The sequence below is a fragment of the Mycolicibacterium komossense genome (assembly GCF_025822605.1).
In the GTDB taxonomy this organism is placed as follows: Bacteria; Actinomycetota; Actinomycetes; order Mycobacteriales; family Mycobacteriaceae; genus Mycobacterium; species Mycobacterium komossense.
The window spans coordinates 199,472-221,422 of record NZ_JACKTY010000020.1 but is presented as its reverse complement, the minus strand read 5'-3'; the positions used below and the strand labels follow the sequence as shown (position 1 = coordinate 221,422).

Annotated in this window: 30 protein-coding genes; all 30 read left to right on the top strand. The window is 65.3% G+C overall.

The window, feature by feature from the left end; all coding sequences use genetic code 11:
* Positions 1 to 196 precede the first annotated feature (196 nt).
* The 30 genes from H7J73_RS08665 (at position 197) to H7J73_RS08520 (ending at position 21,924) form a co-directional block, all read left to right on the top strand.
* The gene (locus H7J73_RS08665; RefSeq protein WP_264066917.1) at positions 197 to 787 is read left to right on the top strand and encodes a hypothetical protein; all 591 of its coding nucleotides are present in this window, start codon (positions 197 to 199) and stop codon (positions 785 to 787) included.
* Entirely contained in the window at positions 760 to 1,170 is a 411-nt protein-coding gene (locus H7J73_RS08660) for a hypothetical protein (RefSeq protein WP_264066916.1), read from the top strand. The genes H7J73_RS08665 and H7J73_RS08660 overlap by 28 nt, the downstream gene beginning before the upstream one ends.
* A 178-nt stretch (positions 1,171 to 1,348) precedes the next feature.
* Positions 1,349 to 1,495: a hypothetical protein gene (locus tag H7J73_RS08655; protein ID WP_264066915.1), complete on the top strand. Its 147-nt coding sequence runs from the start codon at positions 1,349 to 1,351 to the stop codon at positions 1,493 to 1,495.
* Positions 1,492 to 1,863, top strand: a complete 372-nt coding sequence (locus tag H7J73_RS08650) for a hypothetical protein (RefSeq protein ID WP_264066914.1) — start codon at positions 1,492 to 1,494, stop codon at positions 1,861 to 1,863. Before H7J73_RS08655 ends, H7J73_RS08650 begins: the two co-directional genes overlap by 4 nt.
* A gap of 332 nt (positions 1,864 to 2,195) precedes the next feature.
* The gene (locus H7J73_RS08645) at positions 2,196 to 2,522 is read left to right on the top strand and encodes a DUF732 domain-containing protein (protein ID WP_264066913.1); all 327 of its coding nucleotides are present in this window, start codon (positions 2,196 to 2,198) and stop codon (positions 2,520 to 2,522) included.
* 74 nt (positions 2,523 to 2,596) lie between these two features.
* A complete protein-coding gene (locus H7J73_RS08640; RefSeq protein ID WP_264066912.1) occupies positions 2,597 to 2,800 on the top strand; it encodes a hypothetical protein in 204 nt (67 codons plus the stop codon).
* Complete coding sequence (locus H7J73_RS08635) at positions 2,800 to 3,210, top strand: hypothetical protein (RefSeq protein ID WP_264066911.1); 411 nt, start codon at positions 2,800 to 2,802, stop codon at positions 3,208 to 3,210. Before H7J73_RS08640 ends, H7J73_RS08635 begins: the two co-directional genes overlap by 1 nt.
* 91 nt (positions 3,211 to 3,301) lie before the next feature.
* Positions 3,302 to 3,556: a hypothetical protein gene (locus tag H7J73_RS08630; protein WP_264066910.1), complete on the top strand. Its 255-nt coding sequence runs from the start codon at positions 3,302 to 3,304 to the stop codon at positions 3,554 to 3,556.
* Between the two features lie 21 nt (positions 3,557 to 3,577).
* On the top strand, positions 3,578 to 3,907 hold the full coding sequence (locus tag H7J73_RS08625) for an HNH endonuclease (RefSeq protein WP_264066909.1): 330 nt from the start codon (positions 3,578 to 3,580) through the stop codon (positions 3,905 to 3,907).
* Between the two features lie 93 nt (positions 3,908 to 4,000).
* Complete coding sequence (locus tag H7J73_RS08620; protein WP_264066908.1) at positions 4,001 to 4,333, top strand: DUF7213 family protein; 333 nt, start codon at positions 4,001 to 4,003, stop codon at positions 4,331 to 4,333.
* The gene (locus H7J73_RS08615) at positions 4,330 to 4,581 is read left to right on the top strand and encodes a hypothetical protein (RefSeq protein WP_264066907.1); all 252 of its coding nucleotides are present in this window, start codon (positions 4,330 to 4,332) and stop codon (positions 4,579 to 4,581) included. The genes H7J73_RS08620 and H7J73_RS08615 overlap by 4 nt, the downstream gene beginning before the upstream one ends.
* Positions 4,582 to 4,655: 74 nt before the next feature.
* Positions 4,656 to 4,817, top strand: coding sequence for a hypothetical protein (locus tag H7J73_RS08610; protein ID WP_264066906.1), 162 nt, complete (start codon positions 4,656 to 4,658; stop codon positions 4,815 to 4,817).
* A 206-nt stretch (positions 4,818 to 5,023) separates the two neighbouring features.
* Positions 5,024 to 5,371 (top strand): hypothetical protein, encoded by a 348-nt coding sequence (locus tag H7J73_RS08605; RefSeq protein ID WP_264066905.1) that lies wholly within the window; start codon positions 5,024 to 5,026, stop codon positions 5,369 to 5,371.
* A 103-nt stretch (positions 5,372 to 5,474) separates the two neighbouring features.
* The gene (locus tag H7J73_RS08600; protein ID WP_264066904.1) at positions 5,475 to 6,869 is read left to right on the top strand and encodes a terminase large subunit domain-containing protein; all 1,395 of its coding nucleotides are present in this window, start codon (positions 5,475 to 5,477) and stop codon (positions 6,867 to 6,869) included.
* Entirely contained in the window at positions 6,866 to 8,374 is a 1,509-nt protein-coding gene (locus H7J73_RS08595) for a phage portal protein (RefSeq protein WP_264066903.1), read from the top strand. Before H7J73_RS08600 ends, H7J73_RS08595 begins: the two co-directional genes overlap by 4 nt.
* Positions 8,374 to 10,293 (top strand): VG15 protein, encoded by a 1,920-nt coding sequence (locus H7J73_RS08590; RefSeq protein ID WP_264066902.1) that lies wholly within the window; start codon positions 8,374 to 8,376, stop codon positions 10,291 to 10,293. The genes H7J73_RS08595 and H7J73_RS08590 overlap by 1 nt, the downstream gene beginning before the upstream one ends.
* Positions 10,290 to 10,487 carry a ribosome modulation factor gene (locus H7J73_RS08585; protein WP_264066901.1) on the top strand — a complete coding sequence of 66 codons (198 nt, stop codon included), beginning with the start codon at positions 10,290 to 10,292 and terminating at the stop codon, positions 10,485 to 10,487. Before H7J73_RS08590 ends, H7J73_RS08585 begins: the two co-directional genes overlap by 4 nt.
* Positions 10,488 to 10,670: 183 nt before the next feature.
* Positions 10,671 to 11,261, top strand: a complete 591-nt coding sequence (locus tag H7J73_RS08580; RefSeq protein ID WP_264066900.1) for a hypothetical protein — start codon at positions 10,671 to 10,673, stop codon at positions 11,259 to 11,261.
* Between the two features lie 18 nt (positions 11,262 to 11,279).
* Complete coding sequence (locus H7J73_RS08575) at positions 11,280 to 12,182, top strand: phage major capsid protein (protein WP_264066899.1); 903 nt, start codon at positions 11,280 to 11,282, stop codon at positions 12,180 to 12,182.
* 3 nt (positions 12,183 to 12,185) lie between these two features.
* The gene (locus tag H7J73_RS08570; protein ID WP_264066898.1) at positions 12,186 to 12,422 is read left to right on the top strand and encodes a DUF7302 family protein; all 237 of its coding nucleotides are present in this window, start codon (positions 12,186 to 12,188) and stop codon (positions 12,420 to 12,422) included.
* 72 nt (positions 12,423 to 12,494) lie between these two features.
* Entirely contained in the window at positions 12,495 to 12,944 is a 450-nt protein-coding gene (locus H7J73_RS08565) for a hypothetical protein (RefSeq protein WP_264066897.1), read from the top strand.
* Entirely contained in the window at positions 12,944 to 13,300 is a 357-nt protein-coding gene (locus H7J73_RS08560) for a hypothetical protein (protein ID WP_264066896.1), read from the top strand. Before H7J73_RS08565 ends, H7J73_RS08560 begins: the two co-directional genes overlap by 1 nt.
* Positions 13,287 to 13,547: a hypothetical protein gene (locus H7J73_RS08555; RefSeq protein WP_264066895.1), complete on the top strand. Its 261-nt coding sequence runs from the start codon at positions 13,287 to 13,289 to the stop codon at positions 13,545 to 13,547. Before H7J73_RS08560 ends, H7J73_RS08555 begins: the two co-directional genes overlap by 14 nt.
* Positions 13,544 to 13,984 (top strand): hypothetical protein, encoded by a 441-nt coding sequence (locus H7J73_RS08550; RefSeq protein WP_264066894.1) that lies wholly within the window; start codon positions 13,544 to 13,546, stop codon positions 13,982 to 13,984. The genes H7J73_RS08555 and H7J73_RS08550 overlap by 4 nt, the downstream gene beginning before the upstream one ends.
* On the top strand, positions 13,981 to 14,592 hold the full coding sequence (locus tag H7J73_RS08545; RefSeq protein WP_264066893.1) for a phage tail tube protein: 612 nt from the start codon (positions 13,981 to 13,983) through the stop codon (positions 14,590 to 14,592). Before H7J73_RS08550 ends, H7J73_RS08545 begins: the two co-directional genes overlap by 4 nt.
* 104 nt (positions 14,593 to 14,696) lie before the next feature.
* Positions 14,697 to 15,209, top strand: a complete 513-nt coding sequence (locus H7J73_RS08540; RefSeq protein ID WP_264066892.1) for a hypothetical protein — start codon at positions 14,697 to 14,699, stop codon at positions 15,207 to 15,209.
* 8 nt (positions 15,210 to 15,217) lie between these two features.
* Positions 15,218 to 15,595, top strand: coding sequence for a DUF5361 domain-containing protein (locus tag H7J73_RS08535; RefSeq protein WP_264066891.1), 378 nt, complete (start codon positions 15,218 to 15,220; stop codon positions 15,593 to 15,595).
* Positions 15,595 to 19,548 (top strand): tape measure protein, encoded by a 3,954-nt coding sequence (locus tag H7J73_RS08530; protein WP_264066890.1) that lies wholly within the window; start codon positions 15,595 to 15,597, stop codon positions 19,546 to 19,548. The genes H7J73_RS08535 and H7J73_RS08530 overlap by 1 nt, the downstream gene beginning before the upstream one ends.
* A complete protein-coding gene (locus tag H7J73_RS08525; protein ID WP_264066889.1) occupies positions 19,548 to 20,720 on the top strand; it encodes a hypothetical protein in 1,173 nt (390 codons plus the stop codon). The genes H7J73_RS08530 and H7J73_RS08525 overlap by 1 nt, the downstream gene beginning before the upstream one ends.
* A gap of 7 nt (positions 20,721 to 20,727) precedes the next feature.
* Positions 20,728 to 21,924, top strand: coding sequence for a Gp37-like protein (locus tag H7J73_RS08520; protein WP_264066888.1), 1,197 nt, complete (start codon positions 20,728 to 20,730; stop codon positions 21,922 to 21,924).
* Positions 21,925 to 21,951 lie beyond the last annotated feature (27 nt).

The window sequence follows — 21,951 nt, the reverse complement described above, 5'->3', positions numbered from 1 at the left end:
ACATGGATCGGGACCGCAGGCCGTGTCCTGGTCACTGCTGGAAACCGCGGATCTACAACTCACTTCGCGCGTTAGAACGCACAGGTGTCGTCGCGTGCCATCGCTCACCAGAGCTGTACGCGGTGAGCTGGTCTGCGGCCGGCGAGCCAACCGACGCGCAGATGAACGCGCTGCTCGACGCATTGGAGCGGGAACTGTGATCGCCGTCGGGATTGACCCGTCGCTCACGTCGAGCGGGGTCGCCGTCCTGGTCAATGGAAAGCTGATGCACTACGGCCGATACGGGCGTGAAGGGCACAACGGCGCGACCTACACGTCGCGATCACGGCGCATTCGGAAGATGATTCGCGAAGTCACCGAAGCCGCGCTCGCCGGCGGAACACCAGACGTGTTCGTGATCGAGGAACACCCGTACGCCGTGGGCAACCAGGGCAACGAGTTCGATCGAGCCGCGGTCTGGCACGGCATTTACGGCAACATGGACGCCCGCAACGTTCCCGGCGTCGTGGTAAACAACTCGACCGGCAAGGCGTGGGTTACCGGCGCCGGCAACGCGAACAAAGTCGCCATGATCGCAGTGATTGACGAGTGGTACGCCGGGCAGATCGTCCCGCCGCTGGCGAAGCTACGGAAGACCGTCGACCACCCCGACGACCTGGCCGACGCGATCGGATACGCCACCATGGGCGCCTACAAGCTCGGCGATCCACTCCCATTCGAGCCGAAAGAGCGCCACCGCACGGCGTTATCGTTGCTGCCGTGGCCGAAGATCGCGACCGTCCGATGAACCCGCCGTGCCGCCGTTGCGGGCACTTGGGCCGCTGCCGGTCGTGTGTTGCCGATCCTGAATTCGAGTTCCGACCAGCGATTCCGCGCGTCTCGGAAGACGACTGGTTCTACCTGCTGAAATACCCCGATCACACCGTCGTCCAATGCGCCGGCGACTGGGACGTCGCGCTCAAGCACCTCCGGGCGCTACGAATCGAGTACGAGGCCGAGCAGCTGGCGGCGACCGGCCGGCGCGCGGAATCGACCGTCGTCCTGATCGGCGCATACGGCCCGAACCGCGTCGGCGGACCCGAAGGCCGCGGCGGCGTCCGCTCCTTCGGCATCACCCCGACACTGATCGGCTCGATCGACGTCCCCCGCGCAGAATGGATCCCGGCATGATCCGCTACTACTTCGCTGGTCAGCGCGTCGGAAGCGGCGTGATGAGCTTCAAGGTCGCCGAATCTGGCTGGTACTGGACTCAGACAGTCGACGACGAACTCGGAGGATTCGCAATGTCACGCATCCCCGGCGGATTTTGGTCCGGCCTGCGAACGCGGCTCACGGGTCGAGTCGGCTGATGGCCTACGCCAGAAACCGCGCCGAAGCGTGCTCGTCGACCATGAACGACGGATCCGACCACGTCCACCAGTGCGAATTCGCCGCCGAACACACCGACTGGGACCACGACGGCACCCACCAATGCGAATGCGGGGCGATCTGGTGAGCGAACGCCCCGACTTTGTGATGGTCGGCGGACAGTCCGACGGGAAATTCTTCCTACTCGCGTCAAAATCGCTAAACCACGTCGAACTGAGCATGGAGCGCGATCGGATCCAGGCTTACGGGGTATGGCCGGAACCGTGGGGCCGGCCGCGGCACACCGTCACGGCCGACATGCGCGATTACGTGACGATCATCGCCGACAGCTACGCCCAAGCGTTCCGGGATCTGTTCGACGTCTGGGATCCCATGCCAGGGCGCGCGGAGATCGCCGGCGTTCGCGCTGTCACCCAGCGCGGCCGGAACATCGCTTACCACGAACTCGGCGTCGAAACGCCGGCGCTCGACGCACCGAAAGCGATCGAGCGATGACCGCTATGCCGGTGACATATTTCCAGGCCAAGTGCGATATGTGCGGCGCGCTGTATGACGGAGAGGACGACGGCAGCGCCTTCGATACCGCCAACGATGCACTCGGAGTTGCTGAATCGTGCGGCTGGCTACGCGAACGGACCACGCTGCTGACATGCCCGGACTGCTTGAAGTGCGCCCGATGCAGCGAAAGCCCCGCATGGGTTGGCGGCGCCGGCCTGACAGCACGACATAGCCAGGTTCTCTGTGAGGACTGCGAACCCGGCCCGGCCAAGCTGACGTAAAGACGGATTATCGGTAACAGCTTTCGTGAGCACGGCGACAATGCACACATGAGACGCACAGCGATCCTCACAGCCACCGTCGCCGCATTCGCGATCGCGGCGCCGGTGGCGCCGGCCAACGCCGGCGAAGCCGGATACCTGACCCGACTCGCCATCGACTACGGCTACACGATCACCGCCGAGACCACGCCGGCCGCGCTGCGAGCCGGATACCTGCTCTGCGACGAGATGCGCAACGGCGGCCACCGCGACGAGCTCTCCGCCAGCGTCTACCAGGCGATCCCGAACGCCACCCGCGACCAGGCCGGCGGCATGGTATTCGCCGCGCACGAAGAACTCTGCCCGGATGCGGGGTCGAATATCCAGAACGGATGATCGTCGGCGACATTCTCGCCAGTCCGACATAAGTCGCCTTTGCGACATATGTCCCGATATGCGACAATTGTCGCATGGCCACCACTGCATCCCAGACCAGCCCAATCGGGTTCATGGAACCCGTCCAGTTCTCCGGTCGTCCCGTCGTCCACTACGCAGCACCAGACGGCAACGGCAACGTTTTCCCAGCCTGCGGGCAGCGAATCGGCGCCTACGCGCTGCCGTGGCGCCCCGGCCCCGGCAAGGTCGTCGACTGCAAGAAATGCGGGAAGCTCTGATGACCGGCTACAAAGCCGGCGACGCGCTCACATGGACCGCCGCGCCGGCCTGCGGCGGGCACAGCCACGACCACCAGCGCGTGAGCTTCCGCCGCTACGTCGGCACCGGTTACGCCGAAGTGATGACATGCCGCGGTTCACGGACCGTGCCAATCACTGAGCTCTATCCGACACCTGAGACGAACGACGAGAACCCGCACGACGCCTACTACGCCGCCAAGGCCCGCGTGATCGAAGCGCTCACCGCACACGGCGCAACCAGCCTCGAAACCGCTGTCCAAGGATTCACCCTCGGCGATGAGCTCGACGAAGCCGCCTACATGGTCGCCGCCCGCGGCGCCGAAGTGAAATATCGGCCCGGCGTCGGCTACTGGATCGGCCGCACCCGCAACAACGGTCGCGCGACATAGACGCCCGATATTCGCGCCTCAACGACATATGTGCCCTTCCGACTATCGTCGGAGGGGCGCATTCGTATTTCCGACCAGGAGGTTTCCCCACATGGCACTACGTGACTACACCAAGACCGACACCCCGGATCCGGCCACCGACACCGGCGAGGCCACCACAAGCACCACCGAAGCCGACGCTTCCACGCAGCCGGCCGCCACGGATCCACAGCGCGTCGTCATCGAGCAGGCACCCGCCGAACCCGCCGTGTTCTACGGCGAAGGCGGAATCGTGCCCAGCGCCGTTGCCACCACAGACCCCGATCAGCCATTCACCCCGGCCGAATACAAGCCGTTCGAGTGGTAACGGGCGGGTAGGTCCGCGCTGATGGCCGGACAGCGGAACACAGCGACTCGCGACCGGCATCGCCGAGCCATACAGCGCGGACACCCCGACTGCGGCAGCACACACCACGACTGCCGACGCAAGCACCCCGACTGCGGGATCTGCGGCGAACCCATCGACTACGAGCTCCCCCACCTCGACCCGTTCGAGTTCGTCGTCGACCACGTTGTCCCGCTCATCGCAGGCGGGCCCGACGAGCTCCCCAACAAGCAAGCCGCGCACCGGTGCTGCAACCGCGACAAATCCGACCACGTCGAAGACGAACAGCAGGCCAGCACGGGCGTCGTATTCGTCACCGCTCGCACCTGGTGACCCGTTAGCCAGATCCTTTCCGGAAAGGATCTTTGATTGCAGCGCAGAACATTTCAGCAAGAGCAAAGTTTGCCCACCACCGCAGAGGACACCATGAGCGACACCGATAACACCGCCCAGCACGACACCGAGCACTTCATCGCCGACGATGGGCACTGCACCAAGTGCCGGCACGACGTCGCATTCGAGCAGCTGGACCGCGCCATTGATGCGTGCGTGAGGGTATCGGGCTGCGATGGCGTGGCAGTGGATGCCGTGCTCATCGTGGGACTACAACACGTCGAAGACGACGGCTCACGCACAGGCCACGTCGAGGTCTACCCACGCTCAGGAGCGCAACCGAGCTACATCACGCGCGGCCTGATCAGTGAGGGCACAGCACTACTCGACGCCATCTACGCCAAGGGACTGGACGACGACCAATGATCGGCATCGTCGCCAAAAACCACGACCGCATTGCCACCATCGTGCGCGACCTTGGTCTCTACGGCACGGACGTCGTGCGGATCCCACTCCGCACGATCGAATACGCAGCACGCGGCGCCGTGCTCGACACCCTGCTCGTCGACCACACCGCAGCAGACGCAGACCTCAGTGGTGTGCTGCCATGCCTGCACACCACCAAGGGCACGGTCTACTACCTCGTCACGCTCCCGATCGGCACCCAGCCGTGAACCGGTCGCAGCGTCGAGCAGCACGACGGGGCCGTGGTCCATTGGCCGGCAAGGTGTGCACGCACGGCAACGTGATGAAAACCAACGGCCGCGGCGAACCCAACTGCCCACACGGCTGCGGGTTCACTCAGCCCGACGTCGACAACCGCGGCCGGCCCACGCCCACCCTGCGCGAGCACCTGGCCGAGCAGATCGCACGCGCGCAGACACCCGACTACCGCGGACGCGGCGCATGAACAGCCCACCGGCGTCCTGGTGCCCCCGCTGCGACGACGCCTACCCCGGACCCCGACCCGCCGGCCCCTGCCCGCAGTGCGGCACACCAGCACCCACCCCGGGTGACCCCTACCCCCGCCCCCAGCCGCCTCCCATGGCATAGGCGCTGCCCCCCCTGGTTCTTCAAAAAAAAGAAACATTGTTTCGAGAAAGGCGGCACGGCACGATGGCCGATCGCGCACGGCGACCGTTGGCGGTCGTCCAGGGCGATGGGAAGGCGCCTGCGCCGGCCAAGAAGCCGCCGGCCAAGAAGCGTGCGCCGGCCAAGCCGCGGACGATCGCGCACGCAGTCAAGCTGTCCCGAAAAACGCTTCTCGAGACGCTCCGGGATCGGATCGCGGCGGCAATGGACGATCCGCGCGCGCACCCGCGTGACGTCGGAAACCTGATGAAACAACTACTGGACGTCCAGAACCAGATTGATGCGCTGAGCGCCAAGAACACCCCGACAGCCGCCGAGCCATCGGCCGTAGCGAATACCCCGAATGAGTCCTGGGACGAAGACGCCATCTAGGCGGGCGCCGGCCAAGTCGAGCACCAGGCCTGCGTCGCCGAAACCGTCGAGTCGTCCGCCGGCGCTGACGGGTCCGAAGCTGTCGGAGGTTGCGCGGCACGTCGTGCGGCCAGACGGGATCGTCGGGACGGCGTGGCCGCGGATCCGCGACACCTGTCGGAACATGGGCTGGACGTTCGATCGCTGGCAAGACGGGCTAGGCCGGCTGATTCTGGCGCTGGACGGGACCGGGCTTTACGCGTCGGACACCTCGGTGATTTCGATCCCGCGGCAGGTCGGCAAGACGTACCTCATCGGCTGCATCGTGTTCGCGCTCGCGCTGCTGACACCCGGCCTGACTGTCATTTGGACGGCGCACCGGACGAAGACCGCGAAGGAAACGTTCGCCTCGATGAAGGCGATGTGCGAAAACCCGCTGGTCAAGCGGCACATCAAGAACGTAAGCGACTCGCGCGGCGACGAGGGGATTTACCTCAAGAACAACTCGCGGATCCTGTTTGGCGCCCGTGAGAACGGGTTTGGCCTGGGTTTCGCCGGCGTTGGCGTCCTGGTGCTCGACGAGGCGCAGCGGCTCACGTCGAAGGCCATGGACGACCTGATCCCGACGATGAACACCGTCAAGAACCCGTTGGTGCTGCTGACGGGCACACCGCCGCGGCCGACGGATGCCGGCGAGGTGTTCACGATGCTTCGACAGGACGCGCTCGACGGCGAGTCCGAAGGGACGCTCTACGTCGAGTTTTCGGCGGATGAGGGCGCGGACCCGGACGACCGGGCGCAGCTGCGGAAGGCGAATCCGTCGTATCCGCATCGGACGTCGGAGCGGGCTATCCGGCGGATGCGGAAGCTGCTTACCGAAGAGTCGTTTTTGCGTGAGGCGTTGGGGATTTGGGATAAGACGACGCACCGGCCGGTGGTCACCGCGGCGCGCTGGCGGACGCTACTCAGGGTCGGGCCGGCGGACGGGATCAAGCCGAACGGGTTCGGCGTCGACATGAGTCACGCGCGGCAGATATCGGTTTCCGCGTGCTGGATCGACGAGGACCAGGCGCACACCGAAGAGGTGTGGGCCGGCGACGATACCGACGCCGCTGTCGTGTGGATTGCGGACGCGTGGCGGCGTGCCGGCCGGCGGACTGTCGTCGTCATCGACTCGGAATCGCCGGCCGCTTCGATGATCGTGGACCTGGAAAACGCCGGCGTAACCGTGGTCGTCACGACCGGTCCAAACATGGCCGCAGCGTGCGGCGCAGTGGAAAACCGGCTGAAAGCTGGCACCCTGACACATAGCGGACAAATGTCGGTAACGGACGCAGTGGTGAAAAACGGCAAACGTCGGCCCATTCGTGGCGCTGGCGGTTGGGGTTGGGATCGGCGGAACCCGTCGGACCAGATTCAGCAGGCGGTCGCGATGACGTTGGCGCTTTTCGCGGCGACGAAGAACAAAAGGGCCGTCCGACGGACTGCCGGGACAGGTAGAGAGGCGGTAGTGCTGTGACGGCCGAGCGGACCACGAAAGCGGCGACCCAGTTCAAATTCGCGATCCCAGAACTGAACGGCGACACGCTCGACCAGATAAATGGGCTGTACCAGCAGCTGGTCGACAAGACACCGCGGAATCTACTTCGCGCGTCGTTTTACGACGGCAAATTCGCCCTTCGACGGATCGGCGAAATCATCCCGCCGAGCTACCTTCGCGCGGAAACCGTGCTCGGCTGGTCGGCGAAAGCAGTGGACGCGCTCGCGCGCCGCTGCAATCTCGATAACTTCTTTTGGCCCGACGGCGACTTCGATTCGATCGGCGGGACTGAACTCTGGGACGACAACTTCTTCGCGACAAAGGCGAACTCGGGCATGGTGTCGTCGCTGCTTCATGGGCCGGCGTTCCTGATCAACACCGAGGGCGACGAACGGGCCGGCGAACCCAAGTCGCTGATCCACGTCAAGAGCGCGCTCGAAGCGACGGGCACCTGGAACTCACGCCGCAACGGGCTCGACGAACTGCTTTCCATCACCAGCCGCGACGACGACGGCAACCCGTCCGGGATCGCGCTCTACGAAGACGGTTTGACGCTGACGGCGGACCTCGACGAGGACGGCGACTGGCAGGTCGATATCCAAACGCACAAGCTCGGCGTCCCGGTCGAAGTGCTGCCCTATCACCCGCGGGAGGATCGCGCGCTCGGCTCGTCGAGGATCACCCGGCCGGCCATGTCGCAGCAAAAACGCGCGCTCAAAGCGATCATTCGCATGGACGGGCACATGGACGTCTACAGCTTCCCGCAGCTGATCTTGCTCGGGGCGTCCGGCAAGGCGTTCCGCAACAAAGACGGCACGCTCAAAGCAGCGTGGCAAGTCGCGCTCGCGCGAGTGTTTGCGCTCGAAGACGATCCCGACGAGCCCGACGCCGGCCGTGCTCGCGCGGACGTGAAACGCTTCGAAGCGGCGAGCCCGCAGCCCCATATCGACGCGCTCGAACAGATCGCGATGCTGTTCGCCGGCGAGACGTCGATCACCGTCGAAGCGCTCGGGTTCAATAACCGGGCGAACCCGACGTCGGCCGAGTCCTACATTGCGTCGCGCGAAGAACTGATCGCCGAGGCAGAAGGCGCGACGGATGACTGGTCGCCGGCGTTCCGGCGGTCGTATATGCGCGGGCTGGCGATCAAAAACGGCGAACCGACGATCCCGAAGCAGTGGAAGTCGATCGACGCGCGATTCCGGTCGCCGCTGTACCTGTCGAAAGCAGCGCAGGCGGACGCCGGCGCAAAGCAGCTCGGCGCGGGCCCGGAATGGCTCAAGGAAACCGAAGTCGGGCTCGAATTGCTCGGGCTAGACCCGCAGCAGATCAAACGCGCGCTGGCTGAGAAGCGGCGCGGCAACTCTACGAGCATTGTCGACGCGCTGATCGCGGCGAATAGTGCCGGCGACCAGCCCGCGGCCGGCGATAATGCCGCGGCCGGCGACCAGCCGGCGGATGGCGCCGCGCAACGCGCCAGCTGATGACAACCGGAGCGCCTGAACTTCGCGCCGCGCTGGTCGCAATTGGCCGCGCGCTCGACAGTGACGTCGCAAAGTTGGCGATCGCGTTGTCCCCGCTCGGCAAGAGCGAAGCGCTTCGGTACATCACCGACGCATATCCGCAAGTGGTGTCGCCGTATCTGGCTGCGGCCGGCGATCTGACCGCGACCTGGTACGAGGACCAGCCGTTGGCGATAGGCGCGAAGGCGTTCACCGCGACGCCGGCCGAGCTGCCGGCCGTCGACCAGCTGGCGGCGAATGGCCGCTGGGCGATGCTGCAACAGTCACCGTCGACGGCATTGCAGGGCACGAGCCGGCGCCAAACGTTCCAAACTCACCGCGACACCGTGATCGAGAACGCCGACCGCGAAGGCGTCCCGTGGGTTCGTGAGGCGCGGCCGGGTGCGTGCGGGTTCTGCCGGATGCAGGCAACGCGGACGCTGACTGCGAGCCGTGGCGGCGGGGCGCCAGGCCTGTATCGGTCCGAGCAGTCGGCCGGCGGGAACTTCCACACCTCCACCGTGACCGGCCACGACTTTTGCCGATGCGTCATGGTCCCGATGCGAAACGGCAAGCCGTACACCGTTCCCGGATATGTGCATGACTGGCTCGACGACTACGACGCGGTGTCGCGCGATGCGGCCGGCAACCTGTTGTCGGCGCCACAGATCGCGGCACGGATGGAGGCTCGCGCGGCCGGCCGCGGCGAAGTGTTCGACGCCGCGGCGCAGTCGGTTACGCCGGCCGCGGCGAGCCCGAAGGTTATCGACCTGAACACCGGCCGTTCGCTGGTGAAGGTCGCAAGCGAACGCGTTGCACCGGCCGCGCTGTCGCTGGCTCAGGGTGTGGTCGAGCGGTTGGCGATCGAAGCGCCTGCTCGGCAACTCGCACTGAACCGGAAACCGGCACCGCTCGCGCTAGAAGCGGCGCGGCAGCCGAAGATGCTCACCGCGGCACCTGGCACGCCGGCCGTCACACCGCCGGATCCGCACGCGATCGCCGAATGGCTCGACGCCGAGGACGTGCACCGGCGCGCCGTCGAGTATTGGCGTCGCGTCGACACCGAGGATCTGCACACGCTGCCGGCCGCGGAGGCGATCGCGGATCCGCCGGCGCCGCCGGACCTGCCGCCGGCCGCGGCGACACCTGTCGAGATACCGGGTGATGCCGCGCCCGTCGCCGACGTCCGGGCCGTCGACCGCGCCGGCGAATCCGAACTAGATCGCTCTGTCCGCGAGTTCGAAGCGGCGATCGAGGCCGGCGACGACGCTCGGATCGAAGCTGCCGCGGCGGCGATGGACCGCGCCGAGCAGGCCGAGCAGTTGGCAGCGACCAGGGCCGCGCAGCGCGCAGCGAAGGCCGAAGCCGCATCCGCAGCCGAAAATGACCGGATCCTGGCGGCGATCGAGGGCGGCGAAGATCCTGTCTACGCCGAAGCGGACGTGCTGATCGACCGGCCGTCGCAGCGGCAGAAGATCCGCGACATGGTGAAATCCGGGCTGTACGACGAAGAGGCGGCGAAGAAAACCGTTTACGGCCAAGTCGTCGAGCGGATCCGCCGGCGCGACTTCATGGCCCAAGCGCGCGCGGACGGGCACAGCGGCAAGGGTTTCGACGACCTGCTCGACTCGGTGTTCCAGCGGCGCGTCGACGAAATCTATATCGAGGCCGAGAACGCGACGAACGGGCAGATGGTGAAGCGGAAATACGCGCTCACCTACAACCCGAAAAAGTTCTGGTACGTCAACGATGCGACGGCGCGGAAGTACATGTCCGACGAGCTTGCTCAGTGGTTCGATGAGAACGGCCGGATCACGCGGCCGATCATGCGGCAAATGGTGCTCGACGGATCGAACAACTTCGACGCGTACACAGTGATGCAAGGAGACTTCCTGCAATGACGTATCGCGAGGATGCCGAAGCTGCCTTGCGCGCCGGCCAGAACGCCGAGCTCGGCGACGCGAATCCGTACAACGGTAAGTCGCCGGCGTTGGCGAAACTATGGCAGCGCGGCTATCAAACCATGCTGAAAACACGGGCCGCGGCGACGCCGGCAATGCAGGAATACCTACAAGGCCGGCCGGAATCTAGCTAGGTCTACCCGCTCGACGCTCGGCGATTCCGCGCGCTTTGGACGCGCGACATATGTCGGGTAGGGCTGTTTTGTGGGAAACCGACATATCCTGTCGACAGAGCTTGCGCCGGCACTCGGCAATGGCTCGCCCGCCGCGCACTGCGACGGAACCCACCAGACAAACCCGAACCGGGAGCAGGACACATGAAGTTCGATCGACGCAAGCTTTACCTTCCCAACGACGACGGCGGCACGGACGGCGGCGCAGACGGCGCTGGCGCGGGTGGCGGCGCTGGCGCTGGCGGGGGAGACGACACGAAGACCGGCGGCGCGGGTAACGCCGGCGGATCTGACAAGTCGTCGAAGCGCGATCCGCTCTACGCCGACTTGCCGGACGATCATCCGCTGGTCAAGGCGCACCAACGGCTCAAGGATGACAACAAGGTCTTGAAGCCCAAGGCGAAGCTCGTCGACGACGCCGAAGAGGCGAAGAAGACCGACGGGCAGAAGATCGCGGATCTGCAATCCAAGCTCGACGCACAGCCGGCCGCAGTCGCCGGCGCGCTTCGCGAGCACCTGGTCGCGCTCCATGAGTTCGACGCCGAAGACGTCGAAACGTTCCTGACCGGCAACACGCCGGAACTGCTGCTCAAGCAATCCGCACGGCTGCTCGATCTGCGCGGCGGCGGCAAGCGTCAAAACCATGTGTCCAAGGAGGGCACGAAACTGTCTCGCCCGAAGCCGAACTCGACGACTGAGTTCATCAAGTCGTTTACCAACCGCGACGGGCAGTAACCCCGAAGGGAAAGCACCATGGCTGTTTTGCAGTCGACCGACCTGTTTCTGCCGACGAACATCGCGGACGGAATCGTCGAGAAGTCCAAGACCGGTTCTACGGTCGCCGCACTGTCCGGTCAGGAGCCGATGCGGTTCGGCAAGACCGAGATCATCACGTTCGACGACGACCTGACGGCCGAGTTCGTCGAAGAGTCGGCGGCGAAGGGATCCGACGACGCGAAGCCTGGCCGCGTGACCGCGGTCCCGCACAAGGCCGTCGTCCAGATGCGGACGTCTGACGAATTCCTCTGGGAAGAAGAGGATTACCAGCTCGGCGTGATGACGAAGTACCAGGAGAAGTGCGCTCGCGCGCTGGCACGCGGCCTGGATCTGGGCCTGTACTACCGGATCAACCCCCGGACCGGCAACGCGATCCCAGCGTGGGCGAACTACCTGAACTCGACCACGAAGCGTGTCGAAGCTGGCGCGAACGCGGACCTCGACTTCGAGGCAGCCGCCGGCCTTGTGATCGGCAACGGGTTCAGCGTCAATGGCGTTGCATTCGACCCGCAGTACGCCTGGACGCTCTCAACGGCGCGGTACGCCGACGGCCGGAAGAAGTACCCGGAACTGGGGCTGGGCAATGGCCTGTCCTCGTTCGAGGGTGTGTCGGCCGCGGTGTCGACCACCACGTCGGCGAAGGCAGTCGACGGCGACGCGACCGACAACAAGGTTCGGGCGATCCTCGGCGACTTCTCGCAGGGCATCCGCTGGGGCGTCCAGCGCTCGTTCCCGTTCCGGATGCTGGAGTTCGGCGACCCGGATAACCAGGGTCGAGACCTGGCCGGCCACAACGAGATTCTGTTCCGAACGGAAATCGTCTACGGCTGGTACGTCTTCGCCGATCGCTTCGCCGTCATCGAAGACAAGGTGGCCTAAGCCATGCCGCGATTGACTAACGCGGCCGGCGTCGTCGTGAATGTCGACGACGCCACCGCCGCGCGGTTGGACTCCAGCTGGCACCCGGTTGGAGAGAAGCCCAAGGAAACCGCAGCGCAGAAGCGGAAGCGTGAGGCCGAAGAGAAGGCCGCGCAGGACCAGGAGCGCGCCGACGTCGAAGCATGGCTCGCAGCCGAGCGGGAGTTTGTTGCGGCCGGCGGAACTGCCGGCGGCGAGTAGGCGACCATGACCGGGCCAACTCCGAACGATCCAGGCTTGCCGCTGATTACACCGGCAGACCTGGACCCGTTCGTGAAGAACATCGACGAGGCGAAGGCCACGGCGATGATCGACGACGCGCTCGGTCAGGCCGTCTATTACGCACCGTGCATCAATTCACCGGAGTTCGCGCACCGGGGGATGGCCAAGTCCATCCTTCGGGGCGCGATTCTCCGCTGGAATGAAGCCGGCACCGGTGCCGTTCAGTCGCAGACCACCCTCAGCTATGGGCAGACGATTGACACCCGGCAGCCGCGCAAGGCGATGTTCTTTCAGTCCGAAATCGACCAGCTGAAAGCACTTTGCCGAAGCGACGACACCGGCGGAGCGTTCAACATTGACACTCTGCCGGCGTCCGTGACGCAACACGCGCTCGCGTGCGATTTACGGCTGGGCGGGACGACGTGTTCGTGCGGGGCGAACCTCACCGGCGCGGCCGGCTATCCGCTTTGGGAGAACCACCCCGACGACGGGTGGGGCTGATGGAGTTCATCATCCCGGAACCGTTCGAGGTAACACATTGGACGCGGCCGAAGATCGGGAAAACCCCTGCTGGACAGGTGAAGTACGGCGATCCGGTGCCGCGGGCCCGCAGGGTTCGAGCGTTCGACGCGCCGACCGCGACTGAGGTCCAGACCGGCCAGACGGCCGGCCGCACCATCACCGAATTGCTGATGGCGACGGCCGACGCCGATTGGCCGGCTGACTCCATGGTTGAGCTGTGGGACGGCCGAAAGTTCGAGGTAAACGGGCCGGTCCGAGACGAAAACCTGGGCCCTTACGACTTTCATCCGGGTTACGTCGTCGCGCTACGGAGGGTCACCGATGGGGCGACTTAAGATCCCGATCAGCGACGACCGCAAGATCCGTCGTGTCACGGTCCGGCCGGCGTGCCGACAGGTTGCGGCGACGATCGCTGTTGTCGCTGGCCGAATCGCTGGTGACCCAAACGGTTACGGCGTCGAGGAAACCGTCGGAACTGACCGGGCCCGCGAAAACGTGTTCGCGAAGTCCGGGGAGGCCGCGCACAAAGAGGCCGGCGCCGCTCCACCGCTCCAACAAGCCGCGATGCGGGTCAAGAAGTGACCACACCGCAGATGGTCGCACCGACCATGGAACCCGCGATCGCGTGCCGCGCTTACTTGCTGAGCCGGCTCGCGGATCGCGATATCGACTTGTCTGTCGGCGCAACGCCGCCGGCGGGCGAACCGACGCGTTACGTGCTGCTGAGTCAGGTTGATTCACGTCAGCGCGGACCCGTTGCGGACTACTTGCTCCGCGCGCGTGTCTTCAACGGAGACGCGTTCGAATGCGGGCAGCACACAACGCTGCTGCACGCTGCACTGCTCGGTGCTGCACAGACCCGGATCGTCTTCCCGGACGTCGGGTCTCTGTGGGTTACCGGAACCGAACACGTCTCGGGCCCTTCGGACATCGAAGACGACGACGTAGCGCTGTTCGGGCAAGCCGTTTCCGTCTTCTGGACGGTCGCACTCAAACCGATTCGAGAGGTAACACCATGAGTTCTCCCATTCCGTCGCCGTTGGGCGACTACAACCAGGTCTTTGCGGCGACTCCGAGCGGTTTGCAGACCGCCGGCGGCCTGTATATCGCGCCGTACGGGACCGAATTGCCGACCGACGTCGACGAGCCCCTGGACGCCGCGTTCAAGTCGCTTGGCTACGTGTCGAGCGATGGCGTCACGATCAGCATCGACGGCAGCACCACGCCGATCGAGGTTTGGTCGGGTGAGTCGATCGGCTCGCTGCGCGACAAGTTCCAGATCGACTACAGCATGTCGCTGTACCAGGTGCTTTCGCCGCACGTGAACGCCGCGATCTTCGGCGACGGATCCGTGACCACCGCGGCGGCGACGTCGCAGCACGGTAACCGGATGAAGGTCGCGATCAGCTCGCGTATGCCGAAGATCGCGACCCTGATTCTCGACGCGTTCTTCGAGGACAAGGCAATTCGGCAGGTCGCCGAGTTCGTCCAGATGTCCGATATCGACGACATCACGCTGGTGCATAACGAGCCGATGGCGTTCCAGCCGACGTTCACCGTTTACCGGGGGACCGGCGGCATTCACGTCACGCAGTACAGCGACGACGGTCAGAAGATCGCCGCATAGGCCGGTGGGCCCGCGCTCCGGTCTGGTGGGCGGCGCGCGGGCCCGCCTTTATGCAGTGAACCCCCACCAGACCAGCACGACCGAACCCACCAGGGAGACAACAAATGTCCAGTAAGAGCCAGCGCGACGAACCGCAGCACTCCGACTTCAATCCCGACGTCGAGGACCAGGCCGATAAGCCGGCGCCAGAGCACGTCGGGTTGGAAGAGTGCGACGCCAAGGAACCATCGGCGTCCGATCCTGAGCTGTCGATCGCCGAAGAGTGGGGCGGCGACTACCCGGCCGGCACGGCACTGTTCTGCGCGAGGTTCGACGCAGACGACTTCGACAGCGAGTGGGGCGAGGGCGACTTCTCCGAAGGTGCCACCGTGGCGATCCGCCGCGGTACTGGTACGCCTCCGCAGGGTTGGATCATTCGCCACGCGCACCTGTCCGACTTGGAGCGGACGAAGGCGATCATCGAGAAGCACGCTTCGGCGGACGCGCTGGCAATCCTGTACTCGCTCAACGACAAAACGTTCGACGCGTTCACCGAAGCCTGGGGCAAGGACGGTGGCATGACGCCGGGAAAATCGAACAGGTCTGCGCGGCGATCCGCGAGTTCGAAGCGCCGGTAAGACGGGACGTGATCGCGCTCGGCGGCGACTTGCGACTCGACGACGGCCGGTTGTCCTGGGACGACCTGCACGCCGTCATCTTCGCATCGCCGCCGAACACGGCCGTGTTCCATGCGTTTGAGCAGGGCTGGACGACAACCGATTACCTGCTGGCGATCATCGCCGACGCCGAGCACGACCTGATCTGGCAGAAGACGAAAGACGGTCAGAAGAACCGCAAGCGGCCGAAACGGATCCCGCGGCCGAAACGCGAATCGTCCGATGGCACTACGTCCTCGGGTCTGAGCCGGGTGTCGGTGATGCCAGTCGAAGAGTTCGAGCGCAGGCGCACTGAGCGTCAACGGCGCTGGGTGGAACGAAACCAAGGGAAGAAGAGGGCCAGCTGATGCAGGGCACTTACTGGCTGACAGTCCTCCCCGAAACGTCGAAGCTGCGGCCGAATATCAAGAAGGCGCTCCGCGGCGTCGATACCGATGCGGTTATCCGGCCGTCGTTCGACATGAAGGGTGCGCGGAAAGCGGGCCAGCAGGCCGGCCGCGACGTCCAGGCCGGTGTCGAGTCGCAGACGCGCGGCGGGCTTGGGAGGATGCTGCGGATCGACGGGGCCCGCTCGACGGGCCAGGCGGCCGGCAGGGAGATCAACGCCGGTCTGGCGTCGGCGAATATCGGTCGGGGTGCCGCGGCGACGCTGGCGTCGAATCTGACGTCGGGCGCTGCAAGTCTTGGCCGGCGTATCGGCGGGCTGATCGGTGGCGGGTTGAAGATCGCCGCTGTCGGTGCCGGCACGGTGGCCGCGGCCGGCCTGGGCGCCGCACTGCACGCTGGTTTCTCGCGGTTGACGGCGATCGACGACGCGAAGTTCAAGCTCCAAGGTCTCGGTAACTCCACCGAGAAGGTCCAGGCGATCATGGACAACGCCCTGGCCGCGGTGAAGGGCACAGCGTTCGGGCTCGACGAGGCGGCGACCACCGCGGCGTCTGCGGTCGCGGCCGGCATCAAACCCGGCGAAGAGCTGACGAATTACCTCAAGCTCACATCGGATACCGCGGCGATCGCGGGAACGAACCTGGCCGAGATGGGCGGCATTTTCAACGGCGTCCAGACGTCCGGCAAGGCCATGACTGGCGATCTGCGGATGCTGGCCGATCGCGGGCTGCCTGTCTTCACCTGGTTACAGGAGGCGACCGGTAAGACCGGCGAAGAGTTTTCGAAGTTCGTCGAGGACGGCGGTGTCTCGGCGCAGATGTTCCGGGACGCGGTGGCCAACAACATCGCCGGCGCCGCACAGAACATGGGCCAGTCGGTCCGCGGATCCCTGTCGAACCTCAAGGCGTCGTTCTCGCGGTTCGGTGCCGAGTTGTCGGGGCCGATCTTCGCAGGCCTGAAACCGTTGGCGATTGGGCTCACTGGGACGTTCGATTCGGTGACGGCGGCGATCAAGCCGATCATGGCGGACCTGACCGCGAAGGTCGGGCCGTGGGCTACGGACATGGCCGCAAAGATGAAGGCGTGGGCCGATAACGGCGGCGTCCAAAAGGTTGTCGATTGGTTCGGCCGGCTCCGCGACACACTGTCCGGTCTGATGGCCGGCGGCGGATCCGGTGCTGTCTCCCAGATATCGGACTCGGTGGCGAAGCTCGGGCCGGCATTGCAGAACGCGGGGCCGGCGCTGTCCGGTGTCGGCGATTCGATGAAGGCGTTCGGGCAGGCGATCGCCGAGGTCGGGCCCGAAACGCTGACGTCGGTCATGGTGCCGGCGCTCAAGCTGTTGGCCGGCGCGCTGAATTTCGTTGCCGATAACGCGTCGTGGGCGGTGCCCGTGATCGGTGGCCTGGTCGCCGCGTTCGCCGGGTTCCGTGTTGTGGGACAGGCTGTCGCACCGATCGTTAGCGCGCTCAATGGTGCGTTCCGAATCATCAACGCGCCGATTATGCTCGCACAGACTGCGGCTATTCGGGCGCAGGCCGCGGCAATGACACAGCTGACGGTCGCACTGGGCGCGAACACGGTCGCTGCTGGCACGAACGCCGGCGCGGCGAACTTGTCCGCTGCGGCGAACGCGCGCGGTCGGATCGCGACACTGGCGGCGGCGGCGGCGTCGAAGGTTGCGACCGCGGCGCAATGGCTGTGGAATGCGGCGCTGACCGCGAACCCGATCGGGCTGATCGTCGCCGCGGTGGTCGCGGCCGGCGTCGCTATCTGGGCTTTCTTCACGAAGACCGAAGTTGGCCGGAAGCTCTGGGACAAAATCTGGACCGGCATCAAGGCGACCGTTTCGGTTGTGTGGGAATGGCTTAAGACCACGCTGACGAACGCGTGGACGCAGATCGGGCCGTCGGTGATGAAGATCGGCGAGGTCGCGAAGCAGGCGTTCGGTGCGTTCGTTGGTGCTGTCAAAACGGTGTGGACGGCGATCCAGCCGGCCGTCGCGTGGGTCGGCCGGCTCTGGCTGTCGGTGCAGAAGATGAATTTCACTGTGGCGATCGCCGCCCTGAAAGGCCTCGGCGCCGTCATCGGGTGGTTGTGGACGAACGTTGTCGTGCCCGCATTCCAGGGGATCGCCACGGCGGTGCAAACGTGGTGGGCGGTAACGCAAGTCGTCTGGGCCGCAGTACAACCGGCCATCAAGGCTGTTGGCGACGTGATCATGTGGCTGTGGAACACGGTCGCGGTCCCCGCATTCGAGGGCATCAAGGGTGCGATTACCGGGTTCTGGGATGGCGCTAAGTCGGTTTGGGACATGTTTACGTCGTCGCTCGACACTGTGGGCAAGGGCGTAGGGATCTTCAAAGACGCATTCGTGACGGCGTTTAACGCGGTCAAGGACGTCGTGACGACAGTGTGGAACACGATCAGCGGGATCGTCGACAAGATCGGCAACGGGATCGGAACCGTTGTCGACAAGCTGCGCGGGATCCCCGGTATCGGTTCACTGATCCCCGGTAACGCGAACGGCCGGCCTGCCGGGTTCGCCGGTGGCCGGCCGGCGTCGGTGTCGCGCAGCGGTGTTATCAGCGGGCCCGGAACCGGGACCAGCGATTCGATCCTGGCTTTGGTGTCCAACGACGAGGGCATCGTGAAGGCGTCGGCGATGAACGGGGGCGGCGCGAACGTTGTCGCCGCGCTGAATAGCGGCTGGGTTCCGTCGCCGGAACTGCTGCACGGCATGGTTCCCGGATTCGCTGACGGTAAGGGCCCCGATATCAGCGTGGCCGAGCAGTTGGCCGGCACCCCGTACAGCCAAGGGTCGCGGTTCGACTGCTCGGGCACCGTGGGGCGCGTCGTCAACGGCGCACTGGGCATGGCTGGCGACCTGCCGACGACGAGAAACGCGCGGGAGTGGTTCGCTGCTCGCGGGTTCGTCGAGGGCTCCGGTGGGCCCGGTCAGATGTCAGTCGGCTGGTACAACCACGGGCCGAATCCGAACGACGGCCATATGGCGATGACGCTCTCCGATGGCCGGAACGCCGAATCGGGCGGCAAGAACGGGGTATTCACGATCGGCGCTGGCGCGGCCGGCGCAGACGACCCGCAGTTCGACAATCACATGTACCTGCCACAGATGTACGGCGAAGGCGCCGGCGGGTCGGCCGGCTCGCTCGGCTCGTCGACGTCGGCGTCGGCCGGGTCGTCGCGGGCAGTCCAGTCGGCGCAAACCGCACTCAAGAACGCCGGCCAGTCCGTCGACGACCGCACCTACGCGCGGGACAAGGCACAGAAGCGACTCGACGATCTGAAAACGGCCGGCAAGGACACCACCGATGCACAACACTCGCTCGACGTCGCGAACCGCGAACTCGCCGATGCTAACGATCGACAGAGCGTCGCGTCCGATCGGTTGTCCGAGGCTCAGCAGAAGGCGGCGACCGAGACCGGGGCGGCGTCGAGCTCGTCGAGCGATAGCGGGCTCGGTGATCTGGGCAAAACGTTATGGGGCGGGCTGCTCGAAACGATCGGGCTCGACGGGTCTGTGTTCTCGAATCCTTTTGAGTGGCCGACGATCAAATCGGCGATGGCCGGTGTGAACCTGCTCGGCAGCGTGCTTTCCGGTGGCACCGGATCCGATTCGGCGGGCGGCGCTGGTGGCGGTGGCGGCGACCTGCTCGGCGGATTGCTCGGCGCCGCTGATTCAACCTTGCGGACGAACCTCAACCCGGCGTCGGACCTGGCGGCGCCTGCGACGAACGTCGCACCGGACACCACTCGGCACGGCACCGGCAACGGGCAGGCGCCGGGCCCGGCCGTCGTGATCGAGAACGCCGGCATGTCACCGCAGGACGTCGCGAACAAACTCACCGCTGAACAGAACGCGCGCACGCGCACGACGAAAGTCCACTGATGCCAGACCCATTCCTCGGCGACGACGACTTCTACTTCGACGAGATCAAGCACCCGAACGACTATCTCGGCAACCCGGCGTATGCGCCGGTCGACCTCGGGCATCCGTCGTGGCAGCGGATGACGCGCTGGGAGGACATGGGCAAGTACGGCGACATCCTCCGTGGCGAGCACCCGCAATGGTTCTGGATGCACCCGGCGACGAACTGGAAGGTGTGGCACCTGGCCGGGCCGCGCGAGGGCATCGAGGGCGTGGTCCTGGCGAAGGGACTCGACGGGGTTTACGACCTGAACTTCGAGCAGCGATATTCGAACGGGCCGTACCTGATTGGCGCCGATCGTGAGCGCACCGACTACATGATGGGCGTCGTCGACTTCGGTGTGGTGATCAATCCGAACGCGAACCGCAACCGGCCGTCTGGCGGTTTCATGGCGATGCACAAGATCGAAGACAGTTTCCGGCGATCGTTCTCAGACAAGGTTCCGGGGTTCCTGGGCAGCTTCACCCGCGACCACGGGTTCCGGTGGATCCCGGCGATCAAGGGCGGACCGTGGAAGGTGAACTCGGAGAAGTCGCCGACGTCGAATGGAAACACGACGTCGATTCTCTCGGGGACGCTGCATATGCCGTGGCCGCTGTTCGCGAAGCGAGCCGAGACTGAAGTGTGGAAACCGGCGCAGGCGGACATCATTCGCGACGGCTACGCGAAGCACACGTTCCACATCGCGAACAAGGGGACGTTCGAGGCGGCGCCGAAGTTCATCGTCCGCGGGACGTCGAAAGACTCGATTCTGATCGACGGTGTGGTGGGTCACGGCGTGCGAATCCAAGACGGCAACGAGGGCAAGTACGTTCCGATTCCGCCGCTGCTGCCCGATGACGGCGATTACATGTTCGTCGATACCGACCAGGCGCGGCAGACACTCACGACGGAAAAGGAACCGATCGACGGGCAGATTTACAAGACGCTTCGCCAGTCGCAATTCCTTGAGCTGCTGCTGAAACCGCAGCTGGACGCGAAGCTGCCGGCGCAGCGGCGGACACCTGGCGGGATCGACTTTGACAACCCGATCCCGGAACGCAGCGTCGCGCATATCACCGTGACGCACACCAACCCGAACGGGTCGGTCGAAATGATTCTCCCGCAGTATTACCGGTCGTCGTGGTCCTGATATGTCGATGCTGATGCCAATGCAGCTGGCCGGCGTAGTGGGCGCCGACCCGAAGCGGGATCCGATCGCGACGTGGAACCAGGTCAATTCGCGCCGGCGTGTGATCGACGAAGAGGCGAAGGCCCCATCCCTGTATCGGCTCTGGGACAAGAAGCTGCGGTACATCGGCACCGTCCGCACGCACAAGGCGTTCGACGCCGAGCAGATGCAGCACGACACCGGCACCGGCGAAGTGGTGCTGCGCGGCGCGGACTGGCTGGTGAAGTTTGTCCGCACCGACGTTCGCGCCGAAGAGGATCTGAACTTCACCGTCGACCCGTACCCGCACCGGCGGAACTGGCGCTGGCGCTGGGGTTTCAAGGTGACCAACGTCAAGGTCGGTCGGGCCGAAGACGGCGAAGTCACTGTGACGTTGCAGATCAGCGAGAACCGGGAGCACTGGAAACACATCCTGTTCGGCGCGACGGTTTTCGCACCGCCAGAGGCGCAGGTCATCAAATGCTGGCTGCTGCCGGGCAATTGCCGAACCATCATCGCAACGACCGGGGCTGCGAACCTGGCGCGACTGTTCAATCCGGCCCTGGCCGTGTTTACAAACCTGCTCAATCCGGGCGCCTACGTCGGTGCGCTACTCGGGGCGCCGGGCAACTTCTCGATGCTCAACCACCCGATTCAGATGCAGTTCGTGAACCCGATATTCGACACCAGCCGGCTATCGGTCATCATGTCGCGCTGGCAAGACGCGCACAGTGTCACCGAGCAGATGTTGCGCGACGCCGGCTGTCAGGTCCGAACGTATATCTGGCTCGAAGAGGACGAAGACAGTCCGCACCCGGAACTTGCGATGCTGGTCGGTGAGCAGCTGGCCCGGCCGTCGCGGAACTGCATCGTGATCGCGGTCGAAGATAAGTCCGGGATTACCGGGGTCACCGGCCTGGCCGATGGCGGCGCGATCCAGCTGCTCGCCGCGACCGGCGACGATCTGATCGGGACCGTGCTCTATTCCGACCAAGACGGCGACGGCGTGAACGATCCGCTGATCCGTAAATGGTTCGGCGCGGCGCCGGCGGTCCCGTCGCTGGTGTTCCGAGACGGGCCGCGCTCGGCGATCATCTCGTCCGAGCACAACATGTATAAGTCCAAGGCGAAAACCATTATGACCGGGGGACGATCGCCCCAGTGGGCTGGTGCCCTCGCTGCCTAACCGCGCGAGGGCACCAGCCCCAAGGGC

Excerpts from the sequence above, each read along its gene's own strand:
- H7J73_RS08655 (WP_264066915.1), top strand. The coding sequence starts at position 1,349 with ATGGCCTACGCCAGAAACCGCGCCGAAGCGTGCTCGTCGACCATGAAC.
- H7J73_RS08645 (WP_264066913.1), top strand. The coding sequence starts at position 2,196 with ATGAGACGCACAGCGATCCTCACAGCCACCGTCGCCGCATTCGCGATC.
- H7J73_RS08640 (WP_264066912.1), top strand. The coding sequence starts at position 2,597 with ATGGCCACCACTGCATCCCAGACCAGCCCAATCGGGTTCATGGAACCC.
- H7J73_RS08635 (WP_264066911.1), top strand. The coding sequence starts at position 2,800 with ATGACCGGCTACAAAGCCGGCGACGCGCTCACATGGACCGCCGCGCCG.
- H7J73_RS08630 (WP_264066910.1), top strand. The coding sequence starts at position 3,302 with ATGGCACTACGTGACTACACCAAGACCGACACCCCGGATCCGGCCACC.
- H7J73_RS08625 (WP_264066909.1), top strand. The coding sequence starts at position 3,578 with ATGGCCGGACAGCGGAACACAGCGACTCGCGACCGGCATCGCCGAGCC.
- H7J73_RS08620 (WP_264066908.1), top strand. The coding sequence starts at position 4,001 with ATGAGCGACACCGATAACACCGCCCAGCACGACACCGAGCACTTCATC.
- H7J73_RS08615 (WP_264066907.1), top strand. The coding sequence starts at position 4,330 with ATGATCGGCATCGTCGCCAAAAACCACGACCGCATTGCCACCATCGTG.
- H7J73_RS08610 (WP_264066906.1), top strand. The coding sequence starts at position 4,656 with ATGAAAACCAACGGCCGCGGCGAACCCAACTGCCCACACGGCTGCGGG.
- H7J73_RS08605 (WP_264066905.1), top strand. The coding sequence starts at position 5,024 with ATGGCCGATCGCGCACGGCGACCGTTGGCGGTCGTCCAGGGCGATGGG.
- H7J73_RS08590 (WP_264066902.1), top strand. The coding sequence starts at position 8,374 with ATGACAACCGGAGCGCCTGAACTTCGCGCCGCGCTGGTCGCAATTGGC.
- H7J73_RS08585 (WP_264066901.1), top strand. The coding sequence starts at position 10,290 with ATGACGTATCGCGAGGATGCCGAAGCTGCCTTGCGCGCCGGCCAGAAC.
- H7J73_RS08580 (WP_264066900.1), top strand. The coding sequence starts at position 10,671 with ATGAAGTTCGATCGACGCAAGCTTTACCTTCCCAACGACGACGGCGGC.
- H7J73_RS08575 (WP_264066899.1), top strand. The coding sequence starts at position 11,280 with ATGGCTGTTTTGCAGTCGACCGACCTGTTTCTGCCGACGAACATCGCG.
- H7J73_RS08570 (WP_264066898.1), top strand. The coding sequence starts at position 12,186 with ATGCCGCGATTGACTAACGCGGCCGGCGTCGTCGTGAATGTCGACGAC.
- H7J73_RS08560 (WP_264066896.1), top strand. The coding sequence starts at position 12,944 with ATGGAGTTCATCATCCCGGAACCGTTCGAGGTAACACATTGGACGCGG.
- H7J73_RS08555 (WP_264066895.1), top strand. The coding sequence starts at position 13,287 with ATGGGGCGACTTAAGATCCCGATCAGCGACGACCGCAAGATCCGTCGT.
- H7J73_RS08545 (WP_264066893.1), top strand. The coding sequence starts at position 13,981 with ATGAGTTCTCCCATTCCGTCGCCGTTGGGCGACTACAACCAGGTCTTT.
- H7J73_RS08540 (WP_264066892.1), top strand. The coding sequence starts at position 14,697 with ATGTCCAGTAAGAGCCAGCGCGACGAACCGCAGCACTCCGACTTCAAT.
- H7J73_RS08530 (WP_264066890.1), top strand. The coding sequence starts at position 15,595 with ATGCAGGGCACTTACTGGCTGACAGTCCTCCCCGAAACGTCGAAGCTG.
- H7J73_RS08525 (WP_264066889.1), top strand. The coding sequence starts at position 19,548 with ATGCCAGACCCATTCCTCGGCGACGACGACTTCTACTTCGACGAGATC.
- H7J73_RS08520 (WP_264066888.1), top strand. The coding sequence starts at position 20,728 with ATGCTGATGCCAATGCAGCTGGCCGGCGTAGTGGGCGCCGACCCGAAG.